Consider the following 26447-nt stretch of genomic DNA (forward strand, 5'->3'; position numbering starts at 1 on the left):
CGGGTACGGGTCTCAGCGGCCGGAGGACCGGTACGGCTCAGGCGGGCGCGGGACCCGTGCGCGTCGGCCGCGCCGCGACGATCGTCCCCTGCGCCAGCGCCACCAGCTTCTCCGTCCCGTCCTCCGCCACCGACCACGCCTCGCAGCGGCACACCGCCTGCCCGCGGGTCGTCGCCGCCGCCTGGGCCCGCGCCGTGATGACCGGACCCGTCGCCGGGCGGACGTAGTTGACCTTGAACTCGGCGGTCAGGGCGTCGCCGCCGAGCGCGAGGCCGCCCGCGAAGGTCAGGGCGTTGTCGGCGAGGTAGCTGAGCACCCCGCCGTGCACGAAGCCGTGCTGCTGCCGGAGTTCGGGGCGGTTGACGATCCGGATCTCGGCCGATCCGGGCCCCGCGGCGACGAGTTCGGCGCCGAGGAACCGGGTGAAGGGCTGCGCTTCGAAGATCCGGCGGGCGAAGCCCTCGGGGTCGCTCTCGTGGGGCATGGAGCCAATCTAGCGGGGGCGGGCGCTCAACCGCTCGTCACCAGGACGAGGTTGCCCTCGTGGTCGCTGTACCGCGTACGGACGTGGACGCCCCGGTCGGCGAGTTCGCGGAGCAGGGGGCCGAGCTGGTGGGGGAGCGACTGGTCGACGCGGGCCGTGGTGATCTCGTTGAGCCGGGCCGGTCCGAGCCCCGTCGCCGTCGCGGCCCGCAGCGCGCGCGGACCGTCCGCCACGAGGTAGTGGGCGGTGGCGGCACCGTACGGGGCTTACGTTTCGGCCCCCGCCGAAGTGCCACTGTTCCGCTAAGTGCACACCGCCGCGAGGTTTGAGTGGACACTCTGTCCGGCCCGTGCGGCACCCGGCTGGTCAAGGTGAACAGGCTGCCCACCCCCGGGCGCGTCCTCTTGCCGCGGGCCCCGGGCGGGGGCTGTCCTGGCGCGTATGAGCATCCAGGACACCCTCACCGACCAGGAACGACTGGCCGAACTCGACCTTCCCCAACTGCGCAAGCTCGTCGGGCTCGTGGAGTACGACGACAACGCCGACCCGTTCCCGGTCACCGGGTGGGACGCGATCGTGTGGGCGGTCGGGAACGCGAGCCAGGCCGCGCACTACTACCAGTCCGCCTACGGCATGGAGCTGGAGGCGTACTCGGGGCCCGAGACCGGCAACCGCGACCACCACTCCTACGTGCTGCGCAGCGGCGCCATCCGCTTCGTGTTCAACGGTGCCGTCGACCCCGCGAGCCCCGTCGCCGACCACCAGCGCGCGCACGGCGACGGCGTCACCGACATCGCGCTCGAAGTGCCCGACGTCGACCGCTGCGTCGCCCACGCCCGCGCGCAGGGCGCCCGCGTCCTCGAAGAGCCGCACGACGTCACCGACGAGCACGGCACCGTGCGGATCGCCGCGATCGCCGCGTACGGCGACACCCGGCACAGCCTCGTGGACCGCTCCGGCTACACCGGCCCGTACCTGCCCGGGTACGTCGCCCGCACCTCCGGCCACGTGCGGCGTCCCGGTGCGCCCAAGCGCGTCTTCCAGGCGCTCGACCACGTCGTCGGCAACGTCGAACTCGGCCACATGGACGAGTGGGTCGACTTCTACAACCGCATCATGGGCTTCACCAACATGGCCGAGTTCATCGGCGACGACATCGCCACCGAGTACTCCGCGCTCATGAGCAAGGTCGTCGCCAACGGCAACCACCGCGTGAAGTTCCCGCTCAACGAGCCGGCGCCCGGCAAGAAGAAGTCGCAGATCGACGAGTACCTGGAGTTCTACGGGGGTGCGGGCGCCCAGCACCTCGCGCTCGCGACCAACGACATCATCGCCTCCGTCGACGCGATGCGGGCCGAGGGCGTCGAGTTCCTGGACACCCCGGACTCGTACTACGAGGACCCCGCGCTGCGCGCCCGCATCGGTGAAGTGCGCGTTCCCATCGAGGAGTTGCAGAAGCGGGGCATCCTCGTGGACCGCGACGAGGACGGGTACCTGCTCCAGATCTTCACGAAGCCGCTCGGGGACCGGCCGACGCTGTTCTTCGAGATGATCGAGCGGCACGGGTCGCTGGGGTTCGGGAAGGGGAACTTTCAGGCGCTGTTCGAGGCGATTGAGCGGGAGCAGGAGAGGCGGGGGAACTTCTAGCCGCGCGGGCGGCGTGCGGCGGGGCGGGGCTCGCGGGGCTTCGCCCCCGGGCCCCGTTTTGTGGGGCTCCGCCCCACACCCCGCTCCTCAAACGCCGGAGGGGCTGGATGTGGTGACGCCGGAGGGGCTGGATGTGGTGACGCCGGAGGGGCTGGATGTGGTGACGCCGGAGGGGCTGGATGTGGTGACGCCGGAGGGGCTGGATTGGTGCGCCATGGCGTGATACTTCCCCCATGCGCCGCACCCTCCACCGCTCCGGTCCCGCCCCCGCCGCCCTCGTCCGCGAGCGCTACGCCGCTTACGCCCGCTGGTCCGAGTGGTCCCCGCAGATCCGGGGGGTCGAGACGGACGGGGAGCGGCTCGCGAGGGGGGCCACCGGGACGGTGCGGGGGCCGCTGGGGGTGCGGGTGCGGTTCCGGGTGGAGCGGGTCGAGGGCGGGGACTGGTCCTGGGTGGTGCGGTGCGGGCCCGTGCGGCTCAGGCTTGAGCACGGCGTGCGGGCCCTGCGCGATGGTGGCTCCGTGACGCGGCTCGTGAGCGAGGGCCCCGCCCCGTACGTCCTCGGCTACGAGCCGCTCGCCCGGCTCGCGCTCGGGCGCCTCGTACGTGACCTGCCCCACAATCCGAGTGCTCCGCACGGGCCTGGGCAAGGTCGGTAAGGAGTGGCACGGGGTGCCGCGTGCGGGTCGGAGGCTGGGCAGGGCGTCTCAGCAGCCGATACGTACCGGGCGAAAACCGGCCGCTCGCTAAACTGAGCCGATCGCAGGACTGACTACCGAGGAGCGCGCACGTGGGCCTTGTCGTGCAGAAGTACGGAGGCTCATCCGTTGCCGATGCCGAAGGCATCAAGCGGGTCGCCAAGCGGATCGTGGAAGCCAAGAAGAACGGCCATCAGGTCGTTGTCGTGGTGTCCGCGATGGGTGACACGACGGACGAGTTGATCGATCTCGCGGAACAGGTGTCCCCGATGCCTCCCGGCCGCGAGATGGACATGCTGCTGACCGCGGGAGAGCGGATCTCCATGGCACTGCTCGCCATGGCGATCAAAAACCTGGGGCACGAGGCGCAGTCCTTCACGGGCAGCCAGGCCGGGGTGATCACCGACAGCTCCCACGGCAAGGCGCGCATCATCGACGTCACGCCCGGCCGTATCCGTACGGCCGTGGACGAGGGAAACATCGCCATCGTGGCCGGTTTCCAGGGCGTGTCCCAGGAGAAGAAGGACATCACGACGCTCGGTCGCGGCGGCTCGGACACCACGGCGGTCGCGCTCGCCGCGGCGCTCGACGCCGAGGTCTGCGAGATCTACACGGACGTCGACGGCGTGTTCACCGCCGACCCGCGCGTCGTGAAGAAGGCCCGCAAGATCGACCACATCGGCTACGAGGACATGCTGGAGCTGGCAAGCTCCGGGTCGAAGGTGCTGCTCCACCGCTGCGTGGAGTACGCCCGCCGGTACGACATCCCGATCCACGTCCGCTCCTCCTTCTCGGGGCTCCAGGGCACGTGGGTCGGCCGAACGCAGGGGAACGAAGCGATGGAGCAGGCACTCATCTCCGGGGTGGCGCACGACACCTCCGAGGCGAAGATCACCGTCGTCGGGGTGCCGGACAAGCCGGGCGAGGCCGCCGCGATCTTCCGCGCCATCGCGGGCGCCGAGGTCAACATCGACATGGTGGTGCAGAACGTCTCCGCCGCGTCCACGGGCCTCACCGACATCTCCTTCACCCTCCCCAAGTCCGAGGGCCGCAAGGCGATCGACGCCCTGGAGAAGCTCAAGGCCACCGTCGCCTTCGAGTCGCTGCGCTACGACGACCAGATCGCGAAGATCTCCCTCGTCGGCGCCGGCATGAAGACCAACCCGGGCGTCACGGCGACCTTCTTCGAGGCGCTGAGCCGCGCGAACGTCAACATCGAGCTGATCTCGACCTCCGAGATCCGCATCTCGGTCGTGACCCGCGCCGACGACGTCAACGAGGCCGTACGCGCCGTGCACTCCGCCTTCGGTCTCGACAGCGACAGCGACGAGGCAGTGGTCTACGGGGGCACCGGGCGATGACCCACCCGCACGGGCCGCACGGCGCACGCACGGAGGTGCCGTGACCGGGCGGCCCGTGCTCGCCGTGGTCGGCGCCACCGGAATCGCCGGTGGCGCCGTTCTCGGCATCCTCAGCCAGCACGCCGACATCTGGGGCGAGATCCGTCTCTTCGCCTCCGCACGCTCCGCCGGGCGCGTCCTGAGCGTGCGCGGCACGCCCAACCGGGTCCACGCGCTGGAGCCCGGCGTCTTCGACGGCGTCGACCTCGCGCTCTTCCTCGTGCCGCAGGACGTCGCGGAGAAGTGGGCGCCGCGCGCCGTCGAGGCGGGCGCCGTCGTCGTCGACACCTCCGCGGCCTTCCGCACCGACCCCGACGTCCCGCTCGTCGTGCCCGAGGTCAATCCGCACGCGGTACGGGCCAGGCCCCGCGGCATCGTCGCGGGACCCCAGTGCACGACCCTCGCCATGATCGTCGCGCTCGGCGCGCTGCACGCCGAGTTCTGCCTCACGGGCCTCGTCGTCTCCACGTACGAGGCCGTCAGCGCGGCGGGCCGCGCGGGCACCGAGGCCCTGTGGGGCCAGCTCGGGACGCTCGTCGCCGAGGAACGCCGCGCGAGCGGCGCCGCGACGCCCGGGCCCGGTACGGCGCCCGGCGACGTACGCCGCGTGCTCGGCCAGGACACCGGGCCCTTTCCCGACCCGGTCGCGCTCAACGTCGTGCCCTGGACGGGCGCGTACGACGGCGAGGGCTGGACCACGACCGAGCGGATGCTCCGCGACGAGCCCCGCCGCGTCCTCGGCCTCCCGACGCTCCCCGTCTCCGCGACCTGCGTGCGTGTCCCCGTCGTCACGACCCACTCGCTCACCGTCCACGCCCGCTTCGAGCACGCCGTCTCCGCCGGGCGCGCCCGCGAGATCCTCGCCACGGCACCCGGTGTCGTCCTCATCGACGATCCCGAGAAGGGCGAGTACCCGACACCCGTGGACGCGGCGGGGACCGATCCCGCGTGGGTCGGGCGGGTGCGCGCGGACGCCGACGACCCGCACGCGCTCGACTTCTTCGTCTGCGCCGACAATGTGCGCAAGGGAAGGGCGCTCAACGCGGTGCAGATCGCCGAGCTGGTCGTGGGAGCCCGCTGACGTGGCGTGAACGGGGGCTGAGCGGGGGGGGCGTACGCGCGTGCGGGGGAGGGGCGTACGTCCCCAACGTCCCGAAATATGGGCCTGCTGTGACGAAGTTGTGACGTTCCCGTGTGCAACTCTGCCCCAGCCGCCCTTGTGCCGCCTCGCCCCCGCAACGGACGATGCGAGTCCGTCCCCCCGCAACCGCGCACGGTGGACCCGACGTCTCCCCCCACACCAGGAAGCCGCACGGTCCCCAGGACGCGAGGGGGGCGCACGGGGGTGCGACGGGGGTGTTCCGAGTCGGGGAGGAAGAAGCGGGTGCGGGTGAGGGTGAGGGGGGCGGAGGGGACCGGTCCGGCGCGTCTTGGATCGCCGTACAACCCCGAGGGGGGCAGCGGTGTCAAACAACCGTGGCTGAGGTTCTCGAATTCACGACGGCGCGTGTCGCGCCCCTCCCGCTGCGTCCCCCGGGACGCCGCAGGACGACCCGTGCCCCCGGCACCATGCCGGTGATCGCGCCGATGCCCCTGACCAGGCCCTCCGTTCCGCGGCAGCGGTCCGCGGACGAGACGGAGCCGGAGGCGCCCGCGGTCGGTACGACCGTCGACCACCTCACCGAGACCTACCGCGCCCACTACCGCTCGCTGCTCGGCCTCGCCGCGCTGCTCCTGGATGACACCGCCTCCTGCGAGGACGTCGTGCAGGAGGCGTTCATCCGCGTGCACTCGGCGCGCAAGCGGGTCCGCGATCCCGAGAAGACCCTCGCCTACCTGCGGCAGACCGTCGTGAACCTCTCGCGGTCCACGCTGCGCCGACGCATCCTCGGCCTGAAGCTCCTCTCGAAGCCGATGCCGGACATGGCGAGCGCGGAGGAGGGGGCGTACGACCTCCTGGAGCGCGACGACCTCATCAAGGCGATGCGCGGACTCCAGCGCAGGCAGCGCGAGGTGCTCGTGCTGCGGTACTTCGCCGATATGACGGAGGCGCAGGTCGCCGAGACGCTCGGCGTCTCGGTCGGTTCGGTGAAGGCGTACGGCTCGCGCGGGATCGCCGCGCTGCGCGTCGCGATGGGAGCCGTGAAGTGACGGCGGGCGACGGCGCCCGGCGGGACGGCATGCCTGCGGACGGCGCGGGGCGGGACGGCACGCGGGACGAGGCTCGAAGGGGCGGGGCTCGGGATGAGAAGGGCGCGGCGGTGAGCGGCGGCAGGACACCGGGGGCGGCGGCAGGAGCTTCGGGGGCACCGGGGGACGGCGAGACGAGGGAACTCCCCGCGCCGCCCGCCGACTCGGCGGCCCCCGCGTCCCCCACCGCCCCCGCGACGGCGGATTCCGCCCCGGCGGACGCCGCGCCGACCCCTCCCGCTTCCGCGGACGCCGCGCCGACCCCTCCCGCTTCCGCGGACGCCGCGCCGACCCCTCCCGCTTCCGCGGACGCCGCGCCGACCCCTCCCGCCTCCGGGGATTCCGCTTCGCCCGATTCCTCCTTCGGTGAGGATGAATTGCGCGCGTTGTTCCACGGCGCGGTGGGTGGGCTCGCGCCCGGGGAGGGGACGCTCGACCGGCTCCAGGCCGCCGTGCCGGCCCGTCGGGCCCGCAGGCGGCAGACGCTCGTCGGCGCGGCCGCCGCCGTGATCCTCCTCGGCACCGCGATCCCCGCGGCCGTCCACGTCGCCGCGGCGCCGGGCCACGAGGCCGATCCGGCGATGGCGGGCAGCAGCCAGGACGCGCGCACCCCGTCCTCGGCCGCGACGAAACGGCACGAGGGCGCCGGCCACGAGGCGGGCGGCGGCCGGAGCGCCTCGCCGCACTCCTCGGCGAGCGGGGAGCACCGAAGCGGCGCGAGCGATTCGCCCGGCCCGGACGCGCCCCCCTCCGCCGGTACGGTCCTCGCCGAAGCCCCCCGCTGCGCGGCGACGCAGCTCGGCGACGCCGCCGCCGACCGGGGCACCCCGGCCGCCGACGGCACCGTCTACGGCAGCTTCCGCGTCGCGAACATCTCCGGCGAGAAGTGCGCGGTCACCTCGCCGGGCCAGGTGCAGGTCGCGGTGGTGGGCGGTACGTCCCGTACGACCGTGCCCGTCGTCCAGCACCAGGACGGCGACGCGGCCGCGGGCCTGCCCGGCACCGCGCAGTCGGTGCGGGCGCTGCTGCTCGACCCGGGGCAGTCGTACGAGGTGCGGTTCGCGTTCGTACCGGACAGCACGTGTCCGACCAGCGGCCCGACGCAGGGCACTGGCGACCCCGAGCCCTCGTCCCCGCCCCCGGCCGACCCGTCCCCGCCCCCCGCCGAGAGCGGCGGTTCGGACCCGGGCACGGCCCCCGAGGGCAACACGGCGGCGCTCGACCAGACCACGACCCAGTTCGCGAGGACCGTCCCGGCCGACGACGCCTCCGGCACCGCCACGGTCGAGGTCACCCACAACGCGGCCCCCGGCGGCCCCGTCACCAACACGACGATCCCCGAGTCCTGCCCGGGCACGGTCTACCGCACGGGCCTCCTCCCGGCGAACGGCGGCTGAGGGGGCGGAGGGGGGCGGCTGCCCCGCGGGACCCCCGCCCCTCGCCCCGCCCTACTTCGCCGGTACCACCGCGCTCGCGGCGACGATGCTGATCGGCCTCGTGGTCGGCCGCCGCCTGGTCCAGGTCCCCGTGCCGGCCGAGGAGGACGCGGAGGCGATCATCGCGCGCGTCGCCCCGGCGATCCAGCGCCTCCTGGTGCCCTGAGGGCGTACGGCACGCGGGGCCGGTGCACGTGTCAGCGCGCGCGAGGCGGGTACCCCGAGGGTCTGACCGACGACCGGAAGGAGCCCGCCGTGCCGCACGAAGCGAAGCCGGAGAAGCCGAAGGACGCCGAGTCCCCCCGTACCGCCGCGCAGGAGATCCGCCACGAGGCGGAGAAGGCGGCCGGGGACGTCCGCGAGGAGCACCCGCGCCACCCGGGCGAGAGCGGGGACGCGATGCGGCCGAACGTGGAGCAGGAGGAGTCGGCGCGCGAGGAGACGTGAGGGCGCGTGAGCGGTGTGTGAGCGGTGCGTGAGGCGCCGGGGCGGCGGCTGTGGCGGGCCGTGTGCCACGCGGGCCGTACCCCCGTAGGCCGTACCCCAGTGGGCCGCGCGCCTCAGACCCGCGCCGTCTCCGGCTCCGGTGCCGGTTCGTCCTCCTCCGCCGCGATGCCCAGCTCCGCGTCCCTGCGGGCCTCCGCCTCGCGGCGTACGAGCCGGTACCACATGAAGACCACGAACCCGGCGAACACGAACCACTCGCCCGTGTAGCCGAGGTTCTGCCACGCCTTGAGGTCGAGGCCGCCGCCGTCGGGGGACTTGGCGGGCACGGGCGTGAGCCCGGACTCGGCGTGGTCGAGCGTGATCCAGCCGTCGTACACGTCGTACGTGGTGAGGTTGAGGAGCGAGGCCGCGCCGATGATCCCGACCTGCCCGGCCGGGAGGCCGCCGGTCGCGGTCACGCCCGTGCTGCGCGCGTCCTCGGAGGGCTGGAGCGCCCCGGTCACCGTGACGGTCCCGGTAGGTGCCGCGGGGGCCTTCGCCGGGGCGGAGCCCTCGTGCCAGCCGCGTACGACGGGCAGGACCTTGTCCTCGGGGGTGCGCAGGAGCCCGAGCACGTAGTAGCCGTCCGCTCCGTCGAGCCCGCGATCGGGCACGAGGAGCTGCTTGACGTACCGGCCCGTGGCGCGCGTGCGGGCGCCCGAGGTCTCGGTCGTGACGGGCAGGACCTTCGCGAGCGGGCTGGCCGCCGCGTCGGCGTGCGCCTCGGCCGTGGCCTCGGCGTGCTGGTGCGTGTCCACCCGGTCCTCGAAGCGGCTCAGCTGCCAGGACCCCATGAAGACGCAGAAGGGGATCGCCAGGAGGACGAAGACGTGGATTCCCCACCACCGGGGAGTCAGCAGGAACCGGTACACACCCCCACGGTACGGGGCGGGCCGGGACGCCCCGCGCCCGCCCCCGTACCACAGTCGCTCAGGCCCCGGCCCCCGGCACGTGCCGCCGGACGAAGTCCAGTTCCATCCGCACCTGCTTCACGCGCTCGTCCACGACGAGCGAGCCGTGCCCCGCGTCGTAGCGGTAGACCTCGTGCGGGTGCTTCCTCGCCACCAGCCGGTCGACGTAGTTCTCGACCTGCTTGATCGGGCACCGCGGGTCGTTGACGCCTGCCGAGAGGTAGACGGGCGCGCGCACCTCGTCCACGTACGTGAGCGGGTTCGAGGCCGCCCACCGCTCGGGCAGTTCCTCGGGCGTACCGCCGAAGAGCGTGCGGTCCATCGCCTTCAGCGCCTCCATCTCGTCGTGGTACGCCGTCACGTAGTCCGCCACCGGCACGGCCGCGACGCCCGCCGCCCACGCCCCCGGCTGCGCGCCGATCCCGAGCAGCGTCAAGTAGCCGCCCCAGGAACCGCCCGAAAGGATGAGCCGCTCCGGGTCGGCGAGTCCCGAGCCGACCGCCCATTCCCGTACCGCCGCGATGTCCTCCAGCTCGATGAGCCCGACGCGGTGCTTGAGCGCGTCGGTCCAGGCCCGCCCGTACCCCGTCGAGCCCCGGTAGTTGACGCGGACGACCGCGTACCCGTGGTCGATCCAGGCGGCGGGCCCGGCGGCGAAGGCGTCGCTGTCGTGCCAGGTCGGGCCGCCGTGGATCTCGAAGACGGTGGGGAAGGGGCCGTCCCCCTCCGGCGTCTGCACGAGCGCGTGCACGCGCCCGCCCGGGCCTTCCACCCACGCGTCCGTGACCGGCACCGAGGCCGGGGCGCGCATCCCGGGCGGGTCCAGGACGACGCCGCTCGTCGTGGAGCGCACGACGGGCGGTTCGGCGGCCGAGGACCACAGGTACTCGACGCTGCCGTCCGGGCGCGCCCCTGCCTCGGAGACGGTGCCGCGCGGGGTCTCGATCCGGTCCAGGCGGTGCGCGGCGAGGTCGTAGCGGTACAGCTCGCCGCGCGCCTCGTGGCTGTGCGCGATCAGGAGCGCCGAGGCGTCCTCGTACCAGTCGGCGCTGACATCCCCCGGCAGGTCGATGGCGAGCGCGGTCTCCGTACCGGCGACCGGGTCCCAGATCATCGGCAGCCAGCGGCCCGCGCGCTGCGTGCCGACGAGGAGCCGCGCGTCCCCGGCGAGCGGCGCGAAGCCCATGACGGAGAGGCCGAGTTCCTTCGTCCCGCCCTCGGTGTCGTCGAGTTCGGCGACGGTACGGGCGATCTCCCCCGACGCGGCCAGCTCGAAGACCCGCAGCGCCGAGTGCATCGCGTCCCCGTGCTCGGTGTGCTCGACGACGAGGAGCGAGCCGTCGTACGAGAGGTCCCCGACGCCCGCCGACTCGCGGTGCCGGTACACCTCGACGGGCGCGCCGCCGTCCCGTACGACGTGGACGAGCGAGCCGTCCTCGTCGCTCGAACTGCCGACGACGACGGTCCGCCCGTCGCGCCCGAGCGCGAGCCCGGCGGAGTACGCGGCGGCGACCCCGGGCAGCGCCTCGGCGTCCTCGCCCCCGGCGAAGGGCTGACGCCGCCAGATCCCGAACTCGTCCCCGTCGTGGTCGTCGAACCACCAGATCCACTCGCCGTCCGGGCTCAGTGCCCCGTCCGTCGTCCCGTTCTCGCGGTCGGTGACCTGCCGTTGCGCCCCGTTCGCGCGGTCCCAGGCGTACAGCTCGTACGTCCCGGTCGCGTTCGACACGAACAGCGAGCGGTCCGGGGCGTCCTCGGCCCACTCGGGGAGGGAGACGCGCGGGGCACGGAACCGCTTCTCCCAGTCGGGCATGGCTGCCGCGTCGTCCGGCATGGCTGTGGCGTCGGTCGTCATGGGCCTATTCAACTCCCTTCGCAGGTGGAGCGGGGAGCGGTACCGGGGGCGCGGGGCTCGGTTCCGGGGGCGCGGGGTCCGGGGCTGCGGGGCGCGGTCCGGGGTGCGCGGGTCCGGCGGGCGTGTGGGCGGAGTGTCGCGGGCTTGTCACGAGGCCGTTCCGAGCCGGAGGCGGCGGGAACGGCTGAGGGCGTCCACGAGGTCCCTGTCCACGTAAGCGCTCGACGGCACGTCCCCCCACTCGACGGAGGAATCCGCAATGCACTCCCGCAAGCTCGCCCTCGCCACCCTCGCCGTCCTCACCGGTCTCACGCTCACCGCCTGCCAGAGCGACGACGGCGACGACAAGGCCGCCTCGGCGGCGGGGAGCAATGCCGCCGACTCCTCGGCGCCCGCGAGCGAGCCGGGTCCCGCGCAGCCGTCCGCCTCGACCGGCGGCGACTCCTCGGCGGCGTCCGGCTCCACGGGTTCCTCCGGTTCCGGCTCCTCGGGCTCGTCGGCCGGCTCCTCCGGCGGGGGCACGAGCGCCAAGACGGGCAAGTGCCTGACGAGCAACCTCAAGATCTCCGCCTCCGACGCCACGATCGGCGACGACGACCCGGCCACCGTCGCGATCACCTTCGAGAACAGCGGCAGCGCCCCCTGCTCCCTCAACGCGTACGCGGGCGCGGACCTGAGCACCAACGCGGGCTCGCTCTCCGCCGAGCGCGGCATCAAGGCGTCCGTCCCGGACCACCCGGTGGTGCTGAAGCCGGGCGAGAAGACGTACGCCCCCGTCATGTACCCGGTCAACAAGACCGGCGGCAGCGGCGTGCGCATCACGGGCCTCACGGTCACCCCGCCCGACGAGACGCACTCCGTGAAGCTCGCCTGGCCGGGCCAGCCCTCGCTGCCGGTCTCGGACAGCGACAAGGGGCAGGGCGTCGTGGTCGGCCCGATGGGGAGCATCGGGCAGGGCGAGGGCTGAGCCGTACGGCACTCCGCCCGAGCGCGCCGCGCACCCCCACTGCCTCCCCGCCGCACACCACCCGCGTTGCCCCGCTTCAAAAGCCCTCGCGCGGGGCAACCGGTGGACACGGAACAAAGGGCGGGACGGCGGAGAGGCGGTGTCGGGTGCGGACGGTCGGGGTTGAGGAAGAACTTCTGCTCGTGGACGAGAGGACGGGGGAGCCCAAGGCGCGGGCGGCGGCGGTGCTCGCCTCGGCCGACGCGGCGCCCAGGGAGTCCTCGGTGGAGAGCGAGCTGCACGGTCAGCAGATCGAGTTCGCGACGAGTCCGTGCGCCGACATCGACGCGCTCGCCGAGGAGATCAAGCGGCTGCGCACCACCACGGACGCGCTCGCCCGCCGCGCGGGCGCGCGGGTCGCCGCGCTCGCCACCTCACCGCTCCCGGTGAGCCCGCAGGTCAACGACGGTGAGCGCTACCGCTGGGTCACCGACAAGTTCGGCGCCCTGGCCCAGGAGCAGCTGACGTGCGGCTGCCACGTCCACGTCTCCGTCGCCTCCGACGCGGAGGGCGTCGCCGTCCTGGACCGTATCCGCCCCTGGCTGCCCCCGCTCCTCGCCCTGAGCGCCAACTCGCCGTTCTGGCAGGGCAAGGACACCGCCTACGGGAGCCACCGCGCCCGCGTGTGGAACCGCTGGCCCTCGGCGGGCCCGTACGACATCGCGGGCAGCCCGCAGGCGTACGACGCCCAGGTGGAGGCGATGCTCGGGACGGGCGTGCTGCGCGACAAGGGGATGGTCTACTTCGACGCCCGCCTCTCGCACCGCTGGCCCACGGTCGAGATCCGCGTCGCCGACGTGTGCCTCGACGCCCGCACCCCCGCGCTCCTCGCCGCCCTGTGCCGCGCCCTCGTGGACACGGCCGCCCACGAGGCGGCCGGGCGCGTGCCGCCCGCGCCGGTCCCCACCGCCGTCCTGCGCCTCGCCTCCTGGCAGGCCGCCCGCTCCGGCCTCGACGGCGACCTCCTCCACCCCGTCCACCACACCCCCGCCGCCCCCACCGAGGTCGTCGCGGCACTCCTCGCCCACACACGCGACGCCCTCAAGGAGAACGGCGACCTCGACCTCGCCGAGGCCGAAACAGCCCGCCTCCTGCACGAGGGCAACGGCGCCCGCCGCCAGCGCGCGACCTACGAGGAGACGGGCAGCCTCGGAGACGTCGTACGGGAGTGCGCCCGGTACACGGTGGGGGAGTGAGGGGCGCGGCGGGAGGCGCCCGGGGAGCGCGTCAGCCGGCGGCGACGTCCGCCACCACGCAGCTCACGTTGTCGGGACCGCCCGCTCGGTGGGCCAGGGAGACGAGCGCCCGGGCCGCGCGGGCGGGGTCCGTCGCGGTCTCGCGCAGCGTGCGGCGGATCGCCGGCTCGGGGACGGCGGTGGTGAGCCCGTCGGAGCACACGAGGTAGCGGTCGCCGGTGCGCGGGGTACGGAGCTGGAGGTCGGGACGGGCGGCCGGAGGCGTCAAGGCACGTACGAGCGTGGCCCGTTGTGGGTGTGTGGCCGCCTCCCGCTCCGTGATACGGCCTTCGTCGGCCAGTGCCTGGACGAGGGTGTGATCGTGCGTGAGGCGGGAGAGTGAGCCGCCCCGTAGGAGGTACGCGCGCGTGTCGCCGACGTGTACGAGGGCGAGGCGCGACCCTGCGGGCAGCAGCGCGGTGAGCGTGGTCCCGGCCTGCGCGGGCACCTTGCGGGCGGCCTCGTCGACGGCGTCCGCGAGCGCGCCGAGGAGCGCACCGGGGGCGGGCTCCGGCCCCTCGGAGAACCGGCGCAGGGCCGCGACCGCAGCGCCACTGGCCAGCGCCCCGCGCGTTCCGAACCCGTCCGCGACCGCGAGCAGCCGCTCCCCGGCGTGCACGGCGTCCTGGTTCTCCTCCCGTACGAGACCCCGGTCGCTCACCCCCGCGTACCGCAACCCGAAGGCGGGGCCCGGCGGTGGCCCGGCGAGCGAGTCCGCGAGCGAGTCCGCGACGAAGGCCGCCAGCGCACCCCGTACCGCCGTCTCCGCCTCGACCCCGCGCCACCACCCCCGCACCGCCTCCGCAGCCGCCCCCGGCTCCATCGCGACGACCTCCCCCACCCGCGCGAGAGGCATCCCGACCCGCCGCAACCACCCGACGAGCCGAGCCTGTTCGACCTGCGACGCCGCGTAGTACCGGTACCCGGTGACGGGATCGACGCGGGCGGGCACGAGCAGGCCCATGCGGTCGTACAACCGCAAGGCCTTCGCCGAAAGCCGTGCGGCCCGCGCGAATTCCCCGATCGGGAGGAGAGTCATGGAGCCCATCCTGCCGCTCGCCGTCGCCCCTCCCGCGCCTGCCGCCGCTACCGCCCGACCGCCTCCACGAGGTCCGCGCGCCGTACGTTCGAGCGGAGGCGGGGTGGTGGACGGGGGCGGAGGTGGCGGGTGCCTGCGGTCCGCCCGCGCTGCCGCCACCGCGAAGCCCCGCCTCTGGAACTCCGGCAGGATCGCGTACCCCCTCTCGTACGCCGCCTCCCCGGCCCGCTCGTGCTCCCAGAACCCCGTGCTCCTCACGGTCTCCCCTTCCGGGAGCGGCACGATCCGGAACGTCGTCCGTTGACGTCCCGGTCGAGGGAGATCCAGGTCGCCTTCGGACCAACGGGCGAGGGCGAGTTCGGGACGCTCGTGGGCTGGCACGCGGGCAGCGTACGGGCGTCGCACGTGGCCAGGGGCGCCATCCTGGGAGGGCGGCGTGACGGGGGGTGTTGTGGTGGGTGAGTGCTCACTCACCTGGGAGGGGTGGGAGGGGTGGAGGTTTTCGGTCGCGGGCGCGGTCGTACGGGGCGACTGTCCGCGCGGTGGGAGTGCTCAGCCACGGCCGGGAGGGCGGCGAAGTCGGCGCGTGGGTTCGATCTCGGGCACGGTCCTATGTGGACGTGGTCCGCGCCGCGAGATCGCTATGCCGTGTCGGTCAGTTCCGTCCGGTCAGGCCCGTTACGAAATCCGCGAAGGCGGCGGGGGTGAGGAGGAGGGCCGGGCCGGGGATGTGCTTGGAGTCCCGGAGGGCGATGGCGGCGTGGACGGGGCGGAGGTCGGTGAACTCGACGCACTGGCCGTTGGCCATTCCGCTGTAGGAGGACTTTCGCCAGCCGTGGGCTTCGATCTCGGGCGCGGTCATACGTGGAGGCCGTCCGCGCCGCGAGATCGCTATGCCTGCCGGGTCAGGCTCGGTCGGTCAGGCGCGCCAGGAAGGTGGTGAAGGCGGCGGGGGTGAGGAGGAGGGCCGGGCCGGGGATGTGCTTGGAGTCCCGGAGGGCGATGGCGGCGTGGACGGGGCGGAGGTCGGCGAACTCGACGCACTGACTTGTGGAGCCGCTGTAGGAGGACTTCCGCCAGTTGGCTGCCGGGGACTCGGCCTCGTGCCACTGCCGGTTGTTCCTCGTGCTCACTTGTGCAGCCTTTCAAGGTGCTCGCGCAAAAGTTCACGCGTCTCGTCAAAGGGGAGCGCGGCGCGCGCAATCTCCTCAAAACCACCGGCGTGGAAAGCTACCAGATCCGCCTCCTCCGTATGTGAGCCGCCCGAGGGGCCGTCCACACTCACCACTGACGCCCACGGGTGCCTGAAGTCAAGCAGGGTGATCGCTCCGTTGGAGCTGTATTTAGGGTGCGTGGTGAGCGGGAGTACCTGAAGGTCGATGTTCGGCATGTCCGAAACATCGATGAGGCGGCGCAGTTGGTCCCGCATGATGCTGGGACCGCTCTCGAACTTCGGCCAGAGTGCGGCTTCCGGCACGATGGCGTGCAGACGTGTGAGCTGGCCGATCACCGACTGGCGGGCAAGTCTGAGGTTGATGAGCATCCCCACTTGCCGGGGGTTCAGCCGAGGTTCGTAACCGATGAGCTCGCGCATGTAAGCGGGTGATTGCAGCAAGCCGGGGATCACCGAGTAGTGCTGCACGCGGATGACGTCCGCCTCCGCCTCCATCTGGACGAAGTCCAGCAGGTCCGCCTGCACGTGTCCCGTGTACGGCACCCACCACCCCGCGCCGGCCGGCTCCTCCGCCGCGAGGGCGACCTCCTCGATGCCGGGCTCGTCGTCCACGCCGAGCTTGGCCGCGAAGGCCCGTACCTCCTCGCTGCTCACTCGGTACGTGCCGCGTTCGATGCGGCTCAGGCGCGTGATGTCCCAGCCCATCAGCTTCGCGGCGTCACCGCTCTTCATCGGGCCGCGCCAGCGACGCAGTTGGGCGCCAACTCGCCGCCGTTTGATGGTCGGTACCGCTCTCTTCTGAACCATGGCCGCATTCTGGCACGCCGCCAACTCAGCTTTCTATCCGCACATTTGAACGGGACACTCGCAATCGCGTGAATCCATTGCCGAGGTCCCGCCAAAAGACGCATGCTTATTTCCCGCTGGGGTCCGAGCCTTCGCCACACACCCTCGCGCGCTCTTCAACTCCCCCGTCCCACCCCCCGGAGGGACCGGCCCGAGGACGTGATCACATGACCGCCGTTTGTTCGAGCGGCCCCGCCGCTCCCCGTACGCAGTGGACGGGCGAGTTCGCGCCCGTACTGGATTCCGTGCCTGACGCTCGGCACACGTTGCGGCGGGTGTTGCCGCGCATCGGCGGCGTCAGCTCCGAGTTGGCCATGCTGACCGTGACGGAGCTGATGGCGAACGCCGTTGTGCACGGGGGCGGGAGGCGGCCGGTCCTGCTGCTGATCGCCGTCGAGGCGGACGGGGCGCTCGTCATCGCGGTGACGGACAACAGCTCCCGCGTGCCGGGGCGTTGTGCCATGCCGGGGCCGGACGCGGAGGCGGGGCGCGGGCTCGCGCTGCTGCGATTGTTCGGGGTGCGGGTGAGCTGGGACGTGGACGGGGACGGGCGCAAGCGCACGCGGGCCTTGGTGCCGGCGCAGGTGGACGGGCGGCGGCTGTGAGGGGGCGGCCGATAGGGCGGGGCCGTACGGGGCGGGAGCTGCGCCGCCTGCGGGACCTCGCGGAACGGGTGCTGGGCCTCGTCCCCGTACCGCCACCGGACCCCCGTACTCAAGAGGCGGTCCTGTTAAGGGAGTTGCGCCTGCTGTCGGCCGCGACGGCCGAGCATCCCCACCCGGCGGTGGCCCGCCTCTCCCGCACGGCGGCACGCCACGCCCGTACGGAGTCCCCCGCGACCCCCGCCCGCCTGCGCACCCTCTCCCTCCTGGCCCTCGCCCTCCTCGACGCCTTCCCCACACCGGCCGCCGCCGCCCCCGCCCCGCCCCGTTCACCCTGCGCGCCCGCTCCGCGTCGAGCCCAGCTCCGGAGGTGACCTCCCGGGACCCGTCGCTCCCGTATCAAGCCCCTTCCGGGCGGCTCCGGCGCGGTCTCTCCTTCACGCCGTGACCTCACGTTTCCGCGCAGCCGCTGGGATCACTGTCGACGGACGCTCCCGCCCTCGCCCTGGCTGATCCCCCGCCCGGCGTCCGCCAGGACGTTCCGTACCCGTGCCACGCACTCGGTCGCGAAGTCCGGCAGCGTTTCCCAGTAGTACGGGATGCCCATGAGGGCGACCGCGAGGGCCCAGCCGCGTGCGCGGGCCCACGTCACGTCGTCCAGGGCGAGGGCTTCGCGGTAGGCGGTGCGGGCCTGGGGCGGGAGGTCGAAGACGGGGGAGTGCTCGGCGTCGGGGAGGCCGACGGAGAGGGTGCCGAAGTCGAGGACCGCGTGCAGCCTGCCCTCCCTGACCAGCAGGTTCGCGGGGCGCAGGTCGCCGTGGAGCCAGCCTTCGGGGCCCTCGGCCTCGGGCAGCGCGAGCGCCGCCGCCCACTCCGCGCGCACCGCCGCGAGGTCGAGGGCGAGTACGTCGCCGAGCGGGGCGCAGCCGTCGAGCCCCGTCCAGACCTCCGACGTGATCCCCCGCAACTGACCGCCCCGGTACCAGCTCAGCCCGTTCTCGCGCCGCGCCCCCATGAGCGGGGCGGCGCGCAACTCCCGTACGAACGACGCCAGATCGGCTCCGAAGGCCGTCCAGTCCCGTACGGACTCCGGTCCCGGCTCCTCCCCGTCGATCCACCGCAACACGGCCCAGGGGGCGGGGAACTGCTTGCTCGCCGACCCGACCCGCACCGGCTCCGGCACCCGCTGACTCAAGTGCGGCGCGAGCCGGGGCAGCCACGTCAGCTCCCGCTCCTGCGAGCCCCCGGGCGTACGCGGCAGCCGTACGACGTACTCGTCCCCCAGCCGGTACATGGTGTTGTCGGTGCCCGCCCCCGCGTACCGCAGCGGCAGTCCCGCCCACTCCGGCATCTGCGCGGCGAGCAGCGCGCGGACGAGGGCCGGGGTCGTCGGGATCTCGTTCGGGTGGAGTGGGGACATGGGGGGAGTGTGGCGGGGGAGGGGGCGCGAGGACCAGCGCTTTTCGTACGGGTCCGGCTCGCGCCTTACGGGGCCTCTCGCGCTCGCGCCTTCCCGGGCCTTTCGCGCTCGCGCCTTCCCGGGCCTCTCGCGCTCGCGCCTTCCCGGGCCTCTCGCGCTCGCGCCATCCGAAGTGCTCGCGTCAGCCGTGCGGCATGAGCTCCGCCAGCTCCCGTACGCGGTCCCTCCCGATCCCCTCTCGCTGCTCCACCGCGAGGGGGTGTGCGGTCGGTTCCAGCTCGATCAGGGGGCGTTCGCCGAGGGGGCGGGTGTGTACGCGGGTCTTCAGGTCGAGGGTGGTGGGGGAGTACACGGGCAGTTCCGTGCTCAGCCACCCGAAGCAGGGCGGCTCGGCCTCACGGCCTGGCGTCTCCCAACGGTCGTTCGTGAGGCCGAAGTTCTTCCGGCTGATTGAGACCCACACCCCCCACGAGAACATCTCGTCCGTCCCTCGCACGGGTATCTCGATCAGCCCCCGCACGAAGTAGTACTCCCCGTTGATGACGCACTGGTCCGAGGAGAGCAGGCAGCCGGGCGCCGACTCCATCTCGGGGAGCCAGTACTGGGGCGCGGGGGTGGCGTAGTGCAGTGGCGTCTCGTCGTGGCGTGTGCCGCAGGCGGTGCAGGTGAAGCCGGGGGCGGAGGTCATGAGTGGGAGAGTAGGCGGGGCTGGGGGCGGCGCGTGCCGATCGGGGGGACTCGGTTTCGCTCGTGAGGGGTGCGTGAGGGGTGTGGGGGCGGGGCGTGTGCGGGCGGTGGGGCAAGTGCTGGGGCGTCACGGGATCGTCCCGGTCGCACGGGCGCGCGGCGTGCGTGGTTTCGGCGGGCGGGAACCGGCCGATCGGTGCGGAACGGCCCTGTCTTCCGCGGGGCGAGGGCGCTCGGCGCGCGGCGCCGTGTCCTCGCGCTGCCGTTGGCGTGCGTCGGTGCGTGTCACAGGCGTGTAGGGGTGGGGTGCGGGGCGGAACGGTTCGGGGTGGTCCCGTGGTCCTCTTGATCAGAAAGGCGCACCGAACGAACGAAGGAAGCCCCCATGCGTGCCAAGAAGCTCAGCCTCGCCGCCGTCGCCCTCCTCGCGGGGCTCTCGCTCACCGCCTGCGAGGGCGGCTCCGGCGACAACGCCGCCGGGGGCGACTCCTCCGCCGCCACAGGCCAGGTGGCCGGCTCGGGCAACGGCGGGGCTTCCGAGAGCGGCAGCGGCGGCGGCAGTGGTACGGGAGGGGCGAAGGCGGCCGGTACGTCCGACGGCTCCGCGAACGGCTCCTCCGGCTCCGCGAACGGCTCCTCCGGTTCCGGTTCCGGTTCCGGTTCCGGTTCCTCCGGCTCCGACGAGTCCCAGGGCAGCGGCGGCGGTCAGATCACCGCCGGGGCCTGCAAGACCGAGAACCTCGCCTTCGACACCGCGCACGGCATGGGCGAGGGCACTCTCGTCGTCAGCATGCGCAACACGAGCGGCGACGCCTGCTCGCTGAAGGGCTTCCCCGGGCTCGACATCCGCTCCGACGAGGCAGGCGCCCCGCTCAGCGCCGAGCGCAGCGGCATGACGCCGCCCGCCGTCGCCCTCAAGTCCGGTGACACGACGCGCTTCACGCTCCACTACCCGCCGAGCAAGAGCGGCAACTCCGGCGTCTTCATCAACGCCATCGACGTCACCCCGCCCAACGAGACCCACACGCAGCGCCTCTCGGTCGGCTTCAGCGTCGAGGCGGGCGCCGACAAGCCCGGTCTCCTCGTCGTGGACCCGGTGGGCGCGGGCAAGCAGTGAGCTACGCGGCCGCTCCCGGCCACGGGAGCACCCGCAGCTCGGGCCACGCCTCCCGCCACCGCGCCGCCTTCGCCTCGTACACCTCCCGCGGAGCGAGCACCGGGTTCGGGCGCAGGACGAGGCCGAAGACGTCCGCGAGACCGTGCGGCGCGTACACCCGCCACGGGCCCCCGTCGTCCTCGCTCCGCACGCCCAGGCAGCACGTCGTCGCCGCGAAGGAGTCGATCGCCGCCTCGCTCGACGGGTACGGGGCGCAGGGCACGCCGAACTTCGCCTCGTACCAGAGGTGGACGCGCGCCTCGTTGCGTATCTCGACCTCCGCCGCGAGCCCCGCGAAGACCTCGCGGCCCCTCCTGATCACGGCGTCCTCGGCCTCCCAGGAGAGGTCAAAGGCGTCGTGGTAGAAGAGGTCGTAGTCCCGGATTCCGTACGTGGGCGGGCGGCCGGTGACCGCGTTCCACACCGACTGGAAGACGCACCCCGCCGTCACGTACCAGCCGGGCAGCCCGAGCCCGGCCGCGCGCCGCACGACCTCGGTCAGGGTCTCGTTGCGCGCCAGGATGCCGCGCAGGGCGGCGAGTTGGGCGTCGAGAGGGAGCCGGGCGAGGGTGGTCGGGTCGGCCTGGGCGGTCATGGGGCGCAGCTTCGCACGGAGCACCGACAGCCGGTGCGCGGCGGGCTCGTGCGCCCGGCGTACTCGCCCCGATGACTTCCCTCCCCCGCGTGTCACAGCCACGCCTGCCGCCTCGTCCCCATGGTGTACCCCGGGCGAACGCCCCGGCGGGGAGAGGACACCATGAACGCTGTGCTGTGGACGGCCGCCGCGCTGCTCGCACTGGTGGCGCTGGCGGGCGGGACCAGCAAGACCTTCGTGGCGCGCGAGCGCCTCGCCGCCGTGCGGGGCGGCGGCTGGACCGAGCACGCGGGCGACGGAGTCGTCCGTACGCTTGGAGTGCTCGAACTCGCCGCCGCAATTGGCCTGTTGCTCCCAGCCGCGCTCGGCATCGCACCCGTTCTCGTGCCCGTGACGGCCGTGTCCTGGGTCGCGCTCATGGTCGGTGCGATGATCACGCACGGCAGGCGCGGCGAATTCGCCCTCGTGGCACTGAACTTCGCCTATCTCGCGCTTGCCGCGCTCCTCGCCTGGGGCCGCTTCGGCCCGTACGGCTTCTGACCGACCGGGGGATGAAATGACGGACCGTACCGCTGAGTTCGAGAAGCTCCGCCCGCTGCTCCTCTCCCTCGCGTACCGGATTCTGGGCGGCGTCGCCGAGGCCGAGGACGCCGTGCAGGAGACGTGGCTGCGGTACGAGGCCGCCGAGGCGGAACCGCGCTCGCCGCGCGCGTACCTCGCCGCCGTCGTCACGCGCGTCGCGATCGACGTGCTGCGCTCGGCGCGGGTCCGCCGTGAGACGTACGTGGGCCCCTGGCTCCCCGAACCGCTGCTCGCCGACCCCTACGAGGACCCCGAGCGCGCCGCCGAACTCGCCGACTCCGTCTCGATGGCCGCGCTCCTCCTCCTGGAGCGTCTGAGCCCGCTCGAACGGGCCGTGTTCGTGCTCCGCGAGGTCTTCGGCTTCGACTACGCGGAGGTCGCGGGCGCGGTCGGCCGCTCGGAGGAGGCGTGCCGACAGTTGGCGGCACGGGCGAGGCGGCACATGCGCGAGGGACGACCCCGCTTCGCGGCGGACCGGGCGGAGCGCGAGGAACTGGCCGCCCGCTTCTTCGACGCGCTGCGCGAGGGCGAGATGGACGGCCTGCGCACGCTCCTCGCCGCCGACGTGACGGTCGTGGGCGACGGCGGCGGCAAGGCGCCGCAACTGGCCCGTACGGTCGCGGGCCCCGACAAGGTCGCCCGCCTCCTCGCCGCCGTCTTCCCGCGCATGGCCCGTGCGGGCATCACGTACGAGCCGCGCCCGGTCAACGGTCAGCCGGGCGCGGTCTTCCGCGACCGCGGGGGCAAGATCCTCCACACGCTCGTCCTGGACGTCGCGGAGGGTCGCGTCCAGACGATCCGGCTCGTCCTCAACCCGGACAAGCTCCGGCACCTGGGGCCGGTGGCGGACGCGTGGGAGGTGTCGGCGGAGGTGAGGCGGACGCGGTGAGGAGCTCATTGCGGACCCCGTCACCCCGGGTACGTCTCCGTCGCCCCGGGTTCGTCGCGCGGCAGACGGGAATCGTCGGGCCGAGCCCAGGCCTCTCGGGGAGCGCGTCGGCCTGCTTCCCGAGCGCCCTGGCGCAGGAGGGGGCCACGAGTTCACCCGCCGTCCCCGCGCCACCACGTCCCCGCGCCTACCCTCCTCGGGTGATGACCTCGTGATGACCGCTGAGCACGCCCTCGCGCTCCTCGCCCTCCTGCGCCGCGTCGGCGCCGACGCGTGGATCGAGGGGGGATGGGGGATCGACGCGCTGCTCGGCGAGCAGACCCGTACGCACCAGGATCTCGACCTCGCCTACCGCCGCGAGGACGAGGCGGCGATCGTGGCCGCGCTCGCGGCGGACGGCTTCGCCGAGACGGAGGACCAGCGGCCCGTACGGCACGTCATGGCGGCCCGCGACGGCCGCGCGGTCGACCTGCACCCGCTCGCCTTCGCGCCGGACGGCTCGGCGTGGCAGGAGTCGTTCGAGCCCGGCCGCCCCTTCCCGTACCCGGCCGACTGCTTCGTGACGGGCACGATCGCGGGGACGCCCGTCCCGTGCGTCTCGGTGGCGCAACAGGTCTTCTTCCACACCGGGTACGTGCCGAGGCCGCACGACGTGGCCGACATGGAGCGGCTGCGCGCGGCCTTCGGCGTGCGGACCCCGTACGGGGAGGGTGCCGGTGAGGGCTCGCCGCGAGGTGAGTGAGTGCTCACCCACCTCGCGGAGCCACCCCGTACTCCCGCGCCGCTACCGCGACGGCGGCTTGATGACGGCGAACCGCGCGCCCTCCGGGTCGGCGACGACCGCCATCCGGCCCGCGACCATGTCGAAGGGTGGGGCGAGCACCGTGCCGTCGCGGCGGATCAGCGCGTCCGCCGTGGAGTCGACGTCGTCGACGGAGAAATACGTCAGCCAGTGCGCCGGGGTCCCGGGCGGGTCGTTCTTGAGGTGCGTCGCGCCGCCCACCGTCTTCCCGGCGACCTTGACCGCCCAGTACGCCTCGACGCCCTCCACGGGCTCGAAGTTCATGCCGAACACCTCGCCGTAGAAGGCGGCGGCGGTGGGCACGTCGGCCGTGTGCAGCTCGTTCCAGATGAGCGTCCCCGGCTCGTTGACGAGCCGCGCCCCGGCGAACTCGCCCGCCTGCCAGACGCCGAAGGCCGCGCCCTGCGGGTCGGCCGCGATGAGCATCCGGCCGAGGTCACCGACGTCCATGACCGGCGCGAGGAGCGAACCGCCCGCGCTGACGATCGTGTCCTGCGTCGCGGGGGCGTCGGTCGCGGCGAAGTAGGTGGTCCAGACGTTCGGCGTCTCCGGCTGGTCCTGCGGAGCCGCGCCGATCCCGGCCACGGCCAGCCCCCGCAGCTCGCAGATCGCGTACCCGCCGGACCCCGGCCGCCCCTGCCAGCCGAGCAGGTCACTGTAGAAGTCGATCGTGTTCTGCTGGTTCCTCGCCATCAGGTCGACCCAGCACGGCGTGCCGGTCGCGTACGGGCTGGTGATTTCAGGCACCTTGCGCCCCTTTCGTGGGATTCGTCCCACACCCTGGCGGCCCGGACGAGCCCGCTGCCACCTGACACGCCGCCACCTGGGCGCACGTCAGCACGGCGGTGGCGGGGGGCGGGCCTGTCCGGTCGGGGGCGCGCGGGCTCCGCGCCCGTACGGTGCGGGGGCCGGGGGCGCGCCCGGTGCAGGGGCCCGTACGGTGACGGGAGCCCGTCCGACCGAGGAGCCGCCCCGTGTCCCCGCACCTGCGTCCCGTCGCCGTCACGCTCGACTGCGCCGACCCGCTCGCCCTCGCGGCCTTCTACCGGGAGGCGACGGGACTCGCCCCGCACCCGGAGTCGGGCGCCGGCTTCGCGGCGCTCACCGGGCCGGACGGCTTCGTCCTCGGCTTCCAGCCCGTCGAGGACTACCGGCCGCCACGGTGGCCGGGGCAGGACGTCCCGCAGCAGGTCCATCTCTGCTACGAGGTCGACGAGGACCTGGCCGCGACCGAGGCCCGCCTCCTCGCCCTCGGCGCCGCCGTACCCGGCCACCAGCCCCACGACCCGGCCCGCGCCCGCGTCCTCACGGACCCGGCGGGCCACCCCTTCTGCATCCTGCGGAAGAAGGCGGAGGCCTGAGCCCCGCCGGGGTCACTCCGCCCGCCGCGCGAGCACGCAGAACTCGTTCCCCTCGATGTCGGCGAGGGTCACCCAGGACACCTCGTCCCCCTGCCCCACATCGACGCGCCGCGCCCCGAGCGCGAGCAGCCGCTCGACCTCGGCGCCCTGCTCGCGATCGCTCGGGTTCACGTCGATGTGCAGCCGGTTCTTGACCGCCTTGCCCTCCGGCACCCGCGCGAACCCGATCGAGGGCGGCGCGTACCCGGGCCGCGCCGCCCCGGTCCCCGGCGCCCCGATCGACACGAAGTCGCCGCCGTCGTCCTCGTACACCTCGTAACCGAGCACCGCGCACCAGAACCGCGCGAGGGCGCGCGGATCGGCACAGTCGACGGCGAGTTCGGTGAACCGGCTGGTCATGGCCCTGCCTCCCGTACGGGTCCGGCCGGACGGTCGGCGGTCCCGTGCCGAACCTAGTGCGTCCGGACCTGTGACGGGGTGGCGGAGGGCTCGGAGGCGGAGGGCCGGCTTGCCCTTGAGACGCCCGCCGCCAACCGCCGCCGACCTCCGCTAGCCCCCGCTAGCAGGGCGCTTGCAATAGTTAGCAAGGTGGGGCAGCATCGGGGCATGGTTTCGCTTGATGTGGGGGGACTTGGGGAGTTTCTGCGGGAGCAGCGACGAGCGGCGCGGTTGTCGCTCAGGCAGCTCGCCGACGCGGCCGGGGTGTCGAATCCGTATCTCAGCCAGATCGAGCGCGGGCTGCGCAAGCCCAGCGCCGAGATTCTCCAGCAGCTCGCCAAGGCCCTGCGGATCTCCGCCGAGACGTTGTACGTGCAGGCGGGGATTCTCGACGAGCGGGAGAGGGCCGAGGCCGAGACCCGGGCCGTGCTGCTCGCCGATCCCACGCTGACGGCGCGCCAGAAGGAAACGCTCCTCCAGATCTACGACTCCTTCCGCCGGGAGAACGGCTTCCCGGTGGAGGACACCGCTTCAGGCTGACCCGCACCCGCACCCGTACTGCCAGGCACTCACCCTCACTCGTGTTCCGGGAGGACCACGCCATGGCCATCACCGACGATCTGCGCAAGACCCTCACCGACCCGACCCCCCTCTACTTCGCCGCCGGTACCGCCGAGCTGGCCGTCCAGCAGGCCCTGCGGCTGCCCGCGATCCTCGACCAGCTCCGCGCCGAGGCACCCGCCCGTGTCCAGGCGGTGCGCGAGAGCGATCCCAAGGAGATCCAGGACCGGGCCGTCGCCCGCGCCCGCGAGGCGCAGGCCGTCGCGCGCGCCGCTGTCACCGAGGTCGTCACCGCCTTCTCCTCGCGCGAGAGCCGCGAGGCGGAGCTGAAGCGGCTCCAGGAGAGCGCGCAGGGCTTCGCGCTGCGCGGCTTCGGGCTCGCCGCCGAGTACGCGGTGCGCGCGCGGGAGACGTACGAGAGGGTCGCCGAGCGCGGCGAGGAGGCGGTCCGCGGCTGGCGCGGCGAGGAGGAGGGACACGGGGGCGGTACGGGTACGGATACGGCGCCCGCCGATGACGCTCCCGCGCCCGGTGCCCCGCGTGTCGCCGTCGACCCGGAGCCGGACGAGCCGGTCGTGGTCACGAGGAAGCCGGCGACGGAGCCGGTGACCGAGGCGGTGACGGAGGTGGGGACGGACCCGGTGACCGAGGCGGTGACGGAGCCCGTGGACGCATCCGCGCCGGAGGCCGCGCCCGCCCCCGTAGCGCCGGAAGCCGCACCCGAGACCCCCGTACCCCCCGTACCCCCCGTGCCCCCCGCCCCCCGCAAGGCCGCGCCCCGCCGTGCCGCCCGCCCTGCCGCGAAGAAGCCCCCTGTCAAGAAGCCGGCCGCCAAGCGGAGCCCCGAGGGCCCCGAGGGCGCCGAGGGCGCCGGGGGCCCCGAGGAGAGCGCGGGCGGCGCTCGGGAGTAGCCGGGGGCGCGCCCGGCGGGCGCGTACCTTCGCGCA

Annotated in this window: 31 protein-coding genes and 1 pseudogene; 19 read left to right on the forward strand and 13 right to left on the reverse strand. The window is 73.6% G+C overall.

Annotated elements, in window-relative coordinates; all coding sequences use genetic code 11:
* Positions 1-37: 37 nt before the first annotated feature.
* Positions 38-484, reverse strand: a complete 447-nt coding sequence (locus ACIP4O_RS01980) for a PaaI family thioesterase (RefSeq protein WP_401570358.1) — start codon at positions 482-484, stop codon at positions 38-40.
* Between the two features lie 26 nt (positions 485-510).
* Complete coding sequence (locus tag ACIP4O_RS01985; RefSeq protein ID WP_401570360.1) at positions 511-717, reverse strand: hypothetical protein; 207 nt, start codon at positions 715-717, stop codon at positions 511-513.
* Between the two features lie 208 nt (positions 718-925).
* On the opposite strand from ACIP4O_RS01985, the gene hppD reads away from it, so the two are divergent.
* The 8 genes and pseudogenes from hppD (at position 926) to ACIP4O_RS02025 (ending at position 8302) form a co-directional block, all read left to right on the forward strand.
* Entirely contained in the window at positions 926-2131 is a 1206-nt protein-coding gene (gene hppD / locus ACIP4O_RS01990) for a 4-hydroxyphenylpyruvate dioxygenase (RefSeq protein WP_164290680.1), read from the forward strand.
* Positions 2132-2364: 233 nt separating this feature from the next.
* Positions 2365-2790 carry an SRPBCC family protein gene (locus ACIP4O_RS01995; protein WP_401570363.1) on the forward strand — a complete coding sequence of 142 codons (426 nt, stop codon included), beginning with the start codon at positions 2365-2367 and terminating at the stop codon, positions 2788-2790.
* Between the two features lie 131 nt (positions 2791-2921).
* Positions 2922-4190, forward strand: a complete 1269-nt coding sequence (locus ACIP4O_RS02000) for an aspartate kinase (protein ID WP_361331073.1) — start codon at positions 2922-2924, stop codon at positions 4188-4190.
* A gap of 40 nt (positions 4191-4230) precedes the next feature.
* Complete coding sequence (locus ACIP4O_RS02005; protein WP_401570366.1) at positions 4231-5310, forward strand: aspartate-semialdehyde dehydrogenase; 1080 nt, start codon at positions 4231-4233, stop codon at positions 5308-5310.
* 395 nt (positions 5311-5705) lie between these two features.
* Entirely contained in the window at positions 5706-6380 is a 675-nt protein-coding gene (locus tag ACIP4O_RS02010) for a SigE family RNA polymerase sigma factor (protein ID WP_401570369.1), read from the forward strand.
* Between the two features lie 416 nt (positions 6381-6796).
* Positions 6797-7816, forward strand: a complete 1020-nt coding sequence (locus tag ACIP4O_RS02015; protein ID WP_401570372.1) for a hypothetical protein — start codon at positions 6797-6799, stop codon at positions 7814-7816.
* Between the two features lie 79 nt (positions 7817-7895).
* A pseudogene (locus tag ACIP4O_RS02020) lies at positions 7896-8021 on the forward strand (hypothetical protein); the annotation flags it as partial.
* An 89-nt stretch (positions 8022-8110) separates the two neighbouring features.
* Complete coding sequence (locus tag ACIP4O_RS02025; RefSeq protein WP_361331066.1) at positions 8111-8302, forward strand: hypothetical protein; 192 nt, start codon at positions 8111-8113, stop codon at positions 8300-8302.
* A gap of 113 nt (positions 8303-8415) precedes the next feature.
* On the opposite strand, the gene ACIP4O_RS02030 is transcribed toward ACIP4O_RS02025, so the two are convergent.
* Positions 8416-9213: an SURF1 family protein gene (locus ACIP4O_RS02030; protein ID WP_401570375.1), complete on the reverse strand. Its 798-nt coding sequence runs from the start codon at positions 9211-9213 to the stop codon at positions 8416-8418.
* A gap of 58 nt (positions 9214-9271) precedes the next feature.
* A complete protein-coding gene (locus tag ACIP4O_RS02035; protein WP_401570377.1) occupies positions 9272-11107 on the reverse strand; it encodes a S9 family peptidase in 1836 nt (611 codons plus the stop codon).
* A gap of 259 nt (positions 11108-11366) precedes the next feature.
* Between ACIP4O_RS02035 and ACIP4O_RS02040 the strand changes: the two genes are divergently transcribed.
* Together ACIP4O_RS02040 and ACIP4O_RS02045 are read left to right on the forward strand one after the other, a co-directional pair.
* Positions 11367-12074 (forward strand): DUF4232 domain-containing protein, encoded by a 708-nt coding sequence (locus ACIP4O_RS02040; protein WP_401570380.1) that lies wholly within the window; start codon positions 11367-11369, stop codon positions 12072-12074.
* Between the two features lie 146 nt (positions 12075-12220).
* The gene (locus tag ACIP4O_RS02045; protein WP_401570383.1) at positions 12221-13309 is read left to right on the forward strand and encodes a glutamate--cysteine ligase; all 1089 of its coding nucleotides are present in this window, start codon (positions 12221-12223) and stop codon (positions 13307-13309) included.
* Between the two features lie 31 nt (positions 13310-13340).
* On the opposite strand, the gene ACIP4O_RS02050 is transcribed toward ACIP4O_RS02045, so the two are convergent.
* From ACIP4O_RS02050 to ACIP4O_RS02065, 4 genes are all read right to left on the reverse strand, one after another.
* Positions 13341-14387, reverse strand: a complete 1047-nt coding sequence (locus ACIP4O_RS02050; protein ID WP_401570385.1) for a MerR family transcriptional regulator — start codon at positions 14385-14387, stop codon at positions 13341-13343.
* 655 nt (positions 14388-15042) lie between these two features.
* Positions 15043-15249: a DUF397 domain-containing protein gene (locus ACIP4O_RS02055; protein ID WP_401570388.1), complete on the reverse strand. Its 207-nt coding sequence runs from the start codon at positions 15247-15249 to the stop codon at positions 15043-15045.
* Between the two features lie 43 nt (positions 15250-15292).
* A complete protein-coding gene (locus ACIP4O_RS02060) occupies positions 15293-15520 on the reverse strand; it encodes a DUF397 domain-containing protein (protein WP_401570391.1) in 228 nt (75 codons plus the stop codon).
* A complete protein-coding gene (locus tag ACIP4O_RS02065) occupies positions 15517-16368 on the reverse strand; it encodes a helix-turn-helix domain-containing protein (RefSeq protein WP_401570394.1) in 852 nt (283 codons plus the stop codon). The genes ACIP4O_RS02060 and ACIP4O_RS02065 overlap by 4 nt, the downstream gene beginning before the upstream one ends.
* A 206-nt stretch (positions 16369-16574) precedes the next feature.
* Between ACIP4O_RS02065 and ACIP4O_RS02070 the strand changes: the two genes are divergently transcribed.
* Both ACIP4O_RS02070 and ACIP4O_RS02075 read left to right on the forward strand, forming a co-directional pair.
* A complete protein-coding gene (locus ACIP4O_RS02070) occupies positions 16575-17012 on the forward strand; it encodes an ATP-binding protein (protein WP_401570396.1) in 438 nt (145 codons plus the stop codon).
* The gene (locus tag ACIP4O_RS02075) at positions 17009-17383 is read left to right on the forward strand and encodes a hypothetical protein (protein ID WP_401570399.1); all 375 of its coding nucleotides are present in this window, start codon (positions 17009-17011) and stop codon (positions 17381-17383) included. Before ACIP4O_RS02070 ends, ACIP4O_RS02075 begins: the two co-directional genes overlap by 4 nt.
* A gap of 101 nt (positions 17384-17484) precedes the next feature.
* Here the strand turns inward: ACIP4O_RS02075 and ACIP4O_RS02080 are convergent, their stop codons facing one another.
* Entirely contained in the window at positions 17485-18429 is a 945-nt protein-coding gene (locus tag ACIP4O_RS02080) for an aminoglycoside phosphotransferase family protein (RefSeq protein ID WP_401570402.1), read from the reverse strand.
* 181 nt (positions 18430-18610) lie between these two features.
* Positions 18611-19117: a DUF2199 domain-containing protein gene (locus ACIP4O_RS02085; protein WP_401570405.1), complete on the reverse strand. Its 507-nt coding sequence runs from the start codon at positions 19115-19117 to the stop codon at positions 18611-18613.
* A 384-nt stretch (positions 19118-19501) separates the two neighbouring features.
* On the opposite strand from ACIP4O_RS02085, the gene ACIP4O_RS02090 reads away from it, so the two are divergent.
* Positions 19502-20233, forward strand: a complete 732-nt coding sequence (locus ACIP4O_RS02090; RefSeq protein ID WP_401570408.1) for a DUF4232 domain-containing protein — start codon at positions 19502-19504, stop codon at positions 20231-20233.
* Position 20234: 1 nt separating this feature from the next.
* Here the strand turns inward: ACIP4O_RS02090 and ACIP4O_RS02095 are convergent, their stop codons facing one another.
* The gene (locus ACIP4O_RS02095) at positions 20235-20867 is read right to left on the reverse strand and encodes a nucleotidyltransferase family protein (RefSeq protein ID WP_401570411.1); all 633 of its coding nucleotides are present in this window, start codon (positions 20865-20867) and stop codon (positions 20235-20237) included.
* 162 nt (positions 20868-21029) lie between these two features.
* On the opposite strand from ACIP4O_RS02095, the gene ACIP4O_RS02100 reads away from it, so the two are divergent.
* The 3 genes from ACIP4O_RS02100 (at position 21030) to ACIP4O_RS02110 (ending at position 23080) form a co-directional block, all read left to right on the forward strand.
* Positions 21030-21407 carry a DoxX family protein gene (locus tag ACIP4O_RS02100; protein WP_401570414.1) on the forward strand — a complete coding sequence of 126 codons (378 nt, stop codon included), beginning with the start codon at positions 21030-21032 and terminating at the stop codon, positions 21405-21407.
* 16 nt (positions 21408-21423) lie between these two features.
* Complete coding sequence (locus tag ACIP4O_RS02105; RefSeq protein WP_401570417.1) at positions 21424-22338, forward strand: RNA polymerase sigma-70 factor; 915 nt, start codon at positions 21424-21426, stop codon at positions 22336-22338.
* A gap of 214 nt (positions 22339-22552) precedes the next feature.
* Complete coding sequence (locus ACIP4O_RS02110) at positions 22553-23080, forward strand: nucleotidyltransferase domain-containing protein (RefSeq protein ID WP_401570420.1); 528 nt, start codon at positions 22553-22555, stop codon at positions 23078-23080.
* A gap of 42 nt (positions 23081-23122) precedes the next feature.
* Here ACIP4O_RS02110 and ACIP4O_RS02115 read toward each other — a convergent pair whose 3' ends face one another.
* Positions 23123-23887, reverse strand: coding sequence for a VOC family protein (locus ACIP4O_RS02115; protein ID WP_401570422.1), 765 nt, complete (start codon positions 23885-23887; stop codon positions 23123-23125).
* A 227-nt stretch (positions 23888-24114) separates the two neighbouring features.
* On the opposite strand from ACIP4O_RS02115, the gene ACIP4O_RS02120 reads away from it, so the two are divergent.
* Positions 24115-24501: a VOC family protein gene (locus ACIP4O_RS02120; protein WP_401570425.1), complete on the forward strand. Its 387-nt coding sequence runs from the start codon at positions 24115-24117 to the stop codon at positions 24499-24501.
* Positions 24502-24513: 12 nt separating this feature from the next.
* Here the strand turns inward: ACIP4O_RS02120 and ACIP4O_RS02125 are convergent, their stop codons facing one another.
* On the reverse strand, positions 24514-24900 hold the full coding sequence (locus ACIP4O_RS02125; RefSeq protein WP_401570428.1) for a VOC family protein: 387 nt from the start codon (positions 24898-24900) through the stop codon (positions 24514-24516).
* Positions 24901-25107: 207 nt separating this feature from the next.
* Here ACIP4O_RS02125 and ACIP4O_RS02130 point away from each other — a divergent pair, with 207 nt between their 5' ends.
* Complete coding sequence (locus ACIP4O_RS02130; RefSeq protein ID WP_361331024.1) at positions 25108-25479, forward strand: helix-turn-helix transcriptional regulator; 372 nt, start codon at positions 25108-25110, stop codon at positions 25477-25479.
* A 62-nt stretch (positions 25480-25541) separates the two neighbouring features.
* Complete coding sequence (locus ACIP4O_RS02135; protein ID WP_401570431.1) at positions 25542-26411, forward strand: hypothetical protein; 870 nt, start codon at positions 25542-25544, stop codon at positions 26409-26411.
* The last annotated feature ends 36 nt before the right edge of the window (positions 26412-26447 follow it).

This window comes from Streptomyces sp. NPDC088923 (assembly GCF_044749745.1).
Classification (GTDB): Bacteria; Actinomycetota; Actinomycetes; order Streptomycetales; family Streptomycetaceae; genus Streptomyces.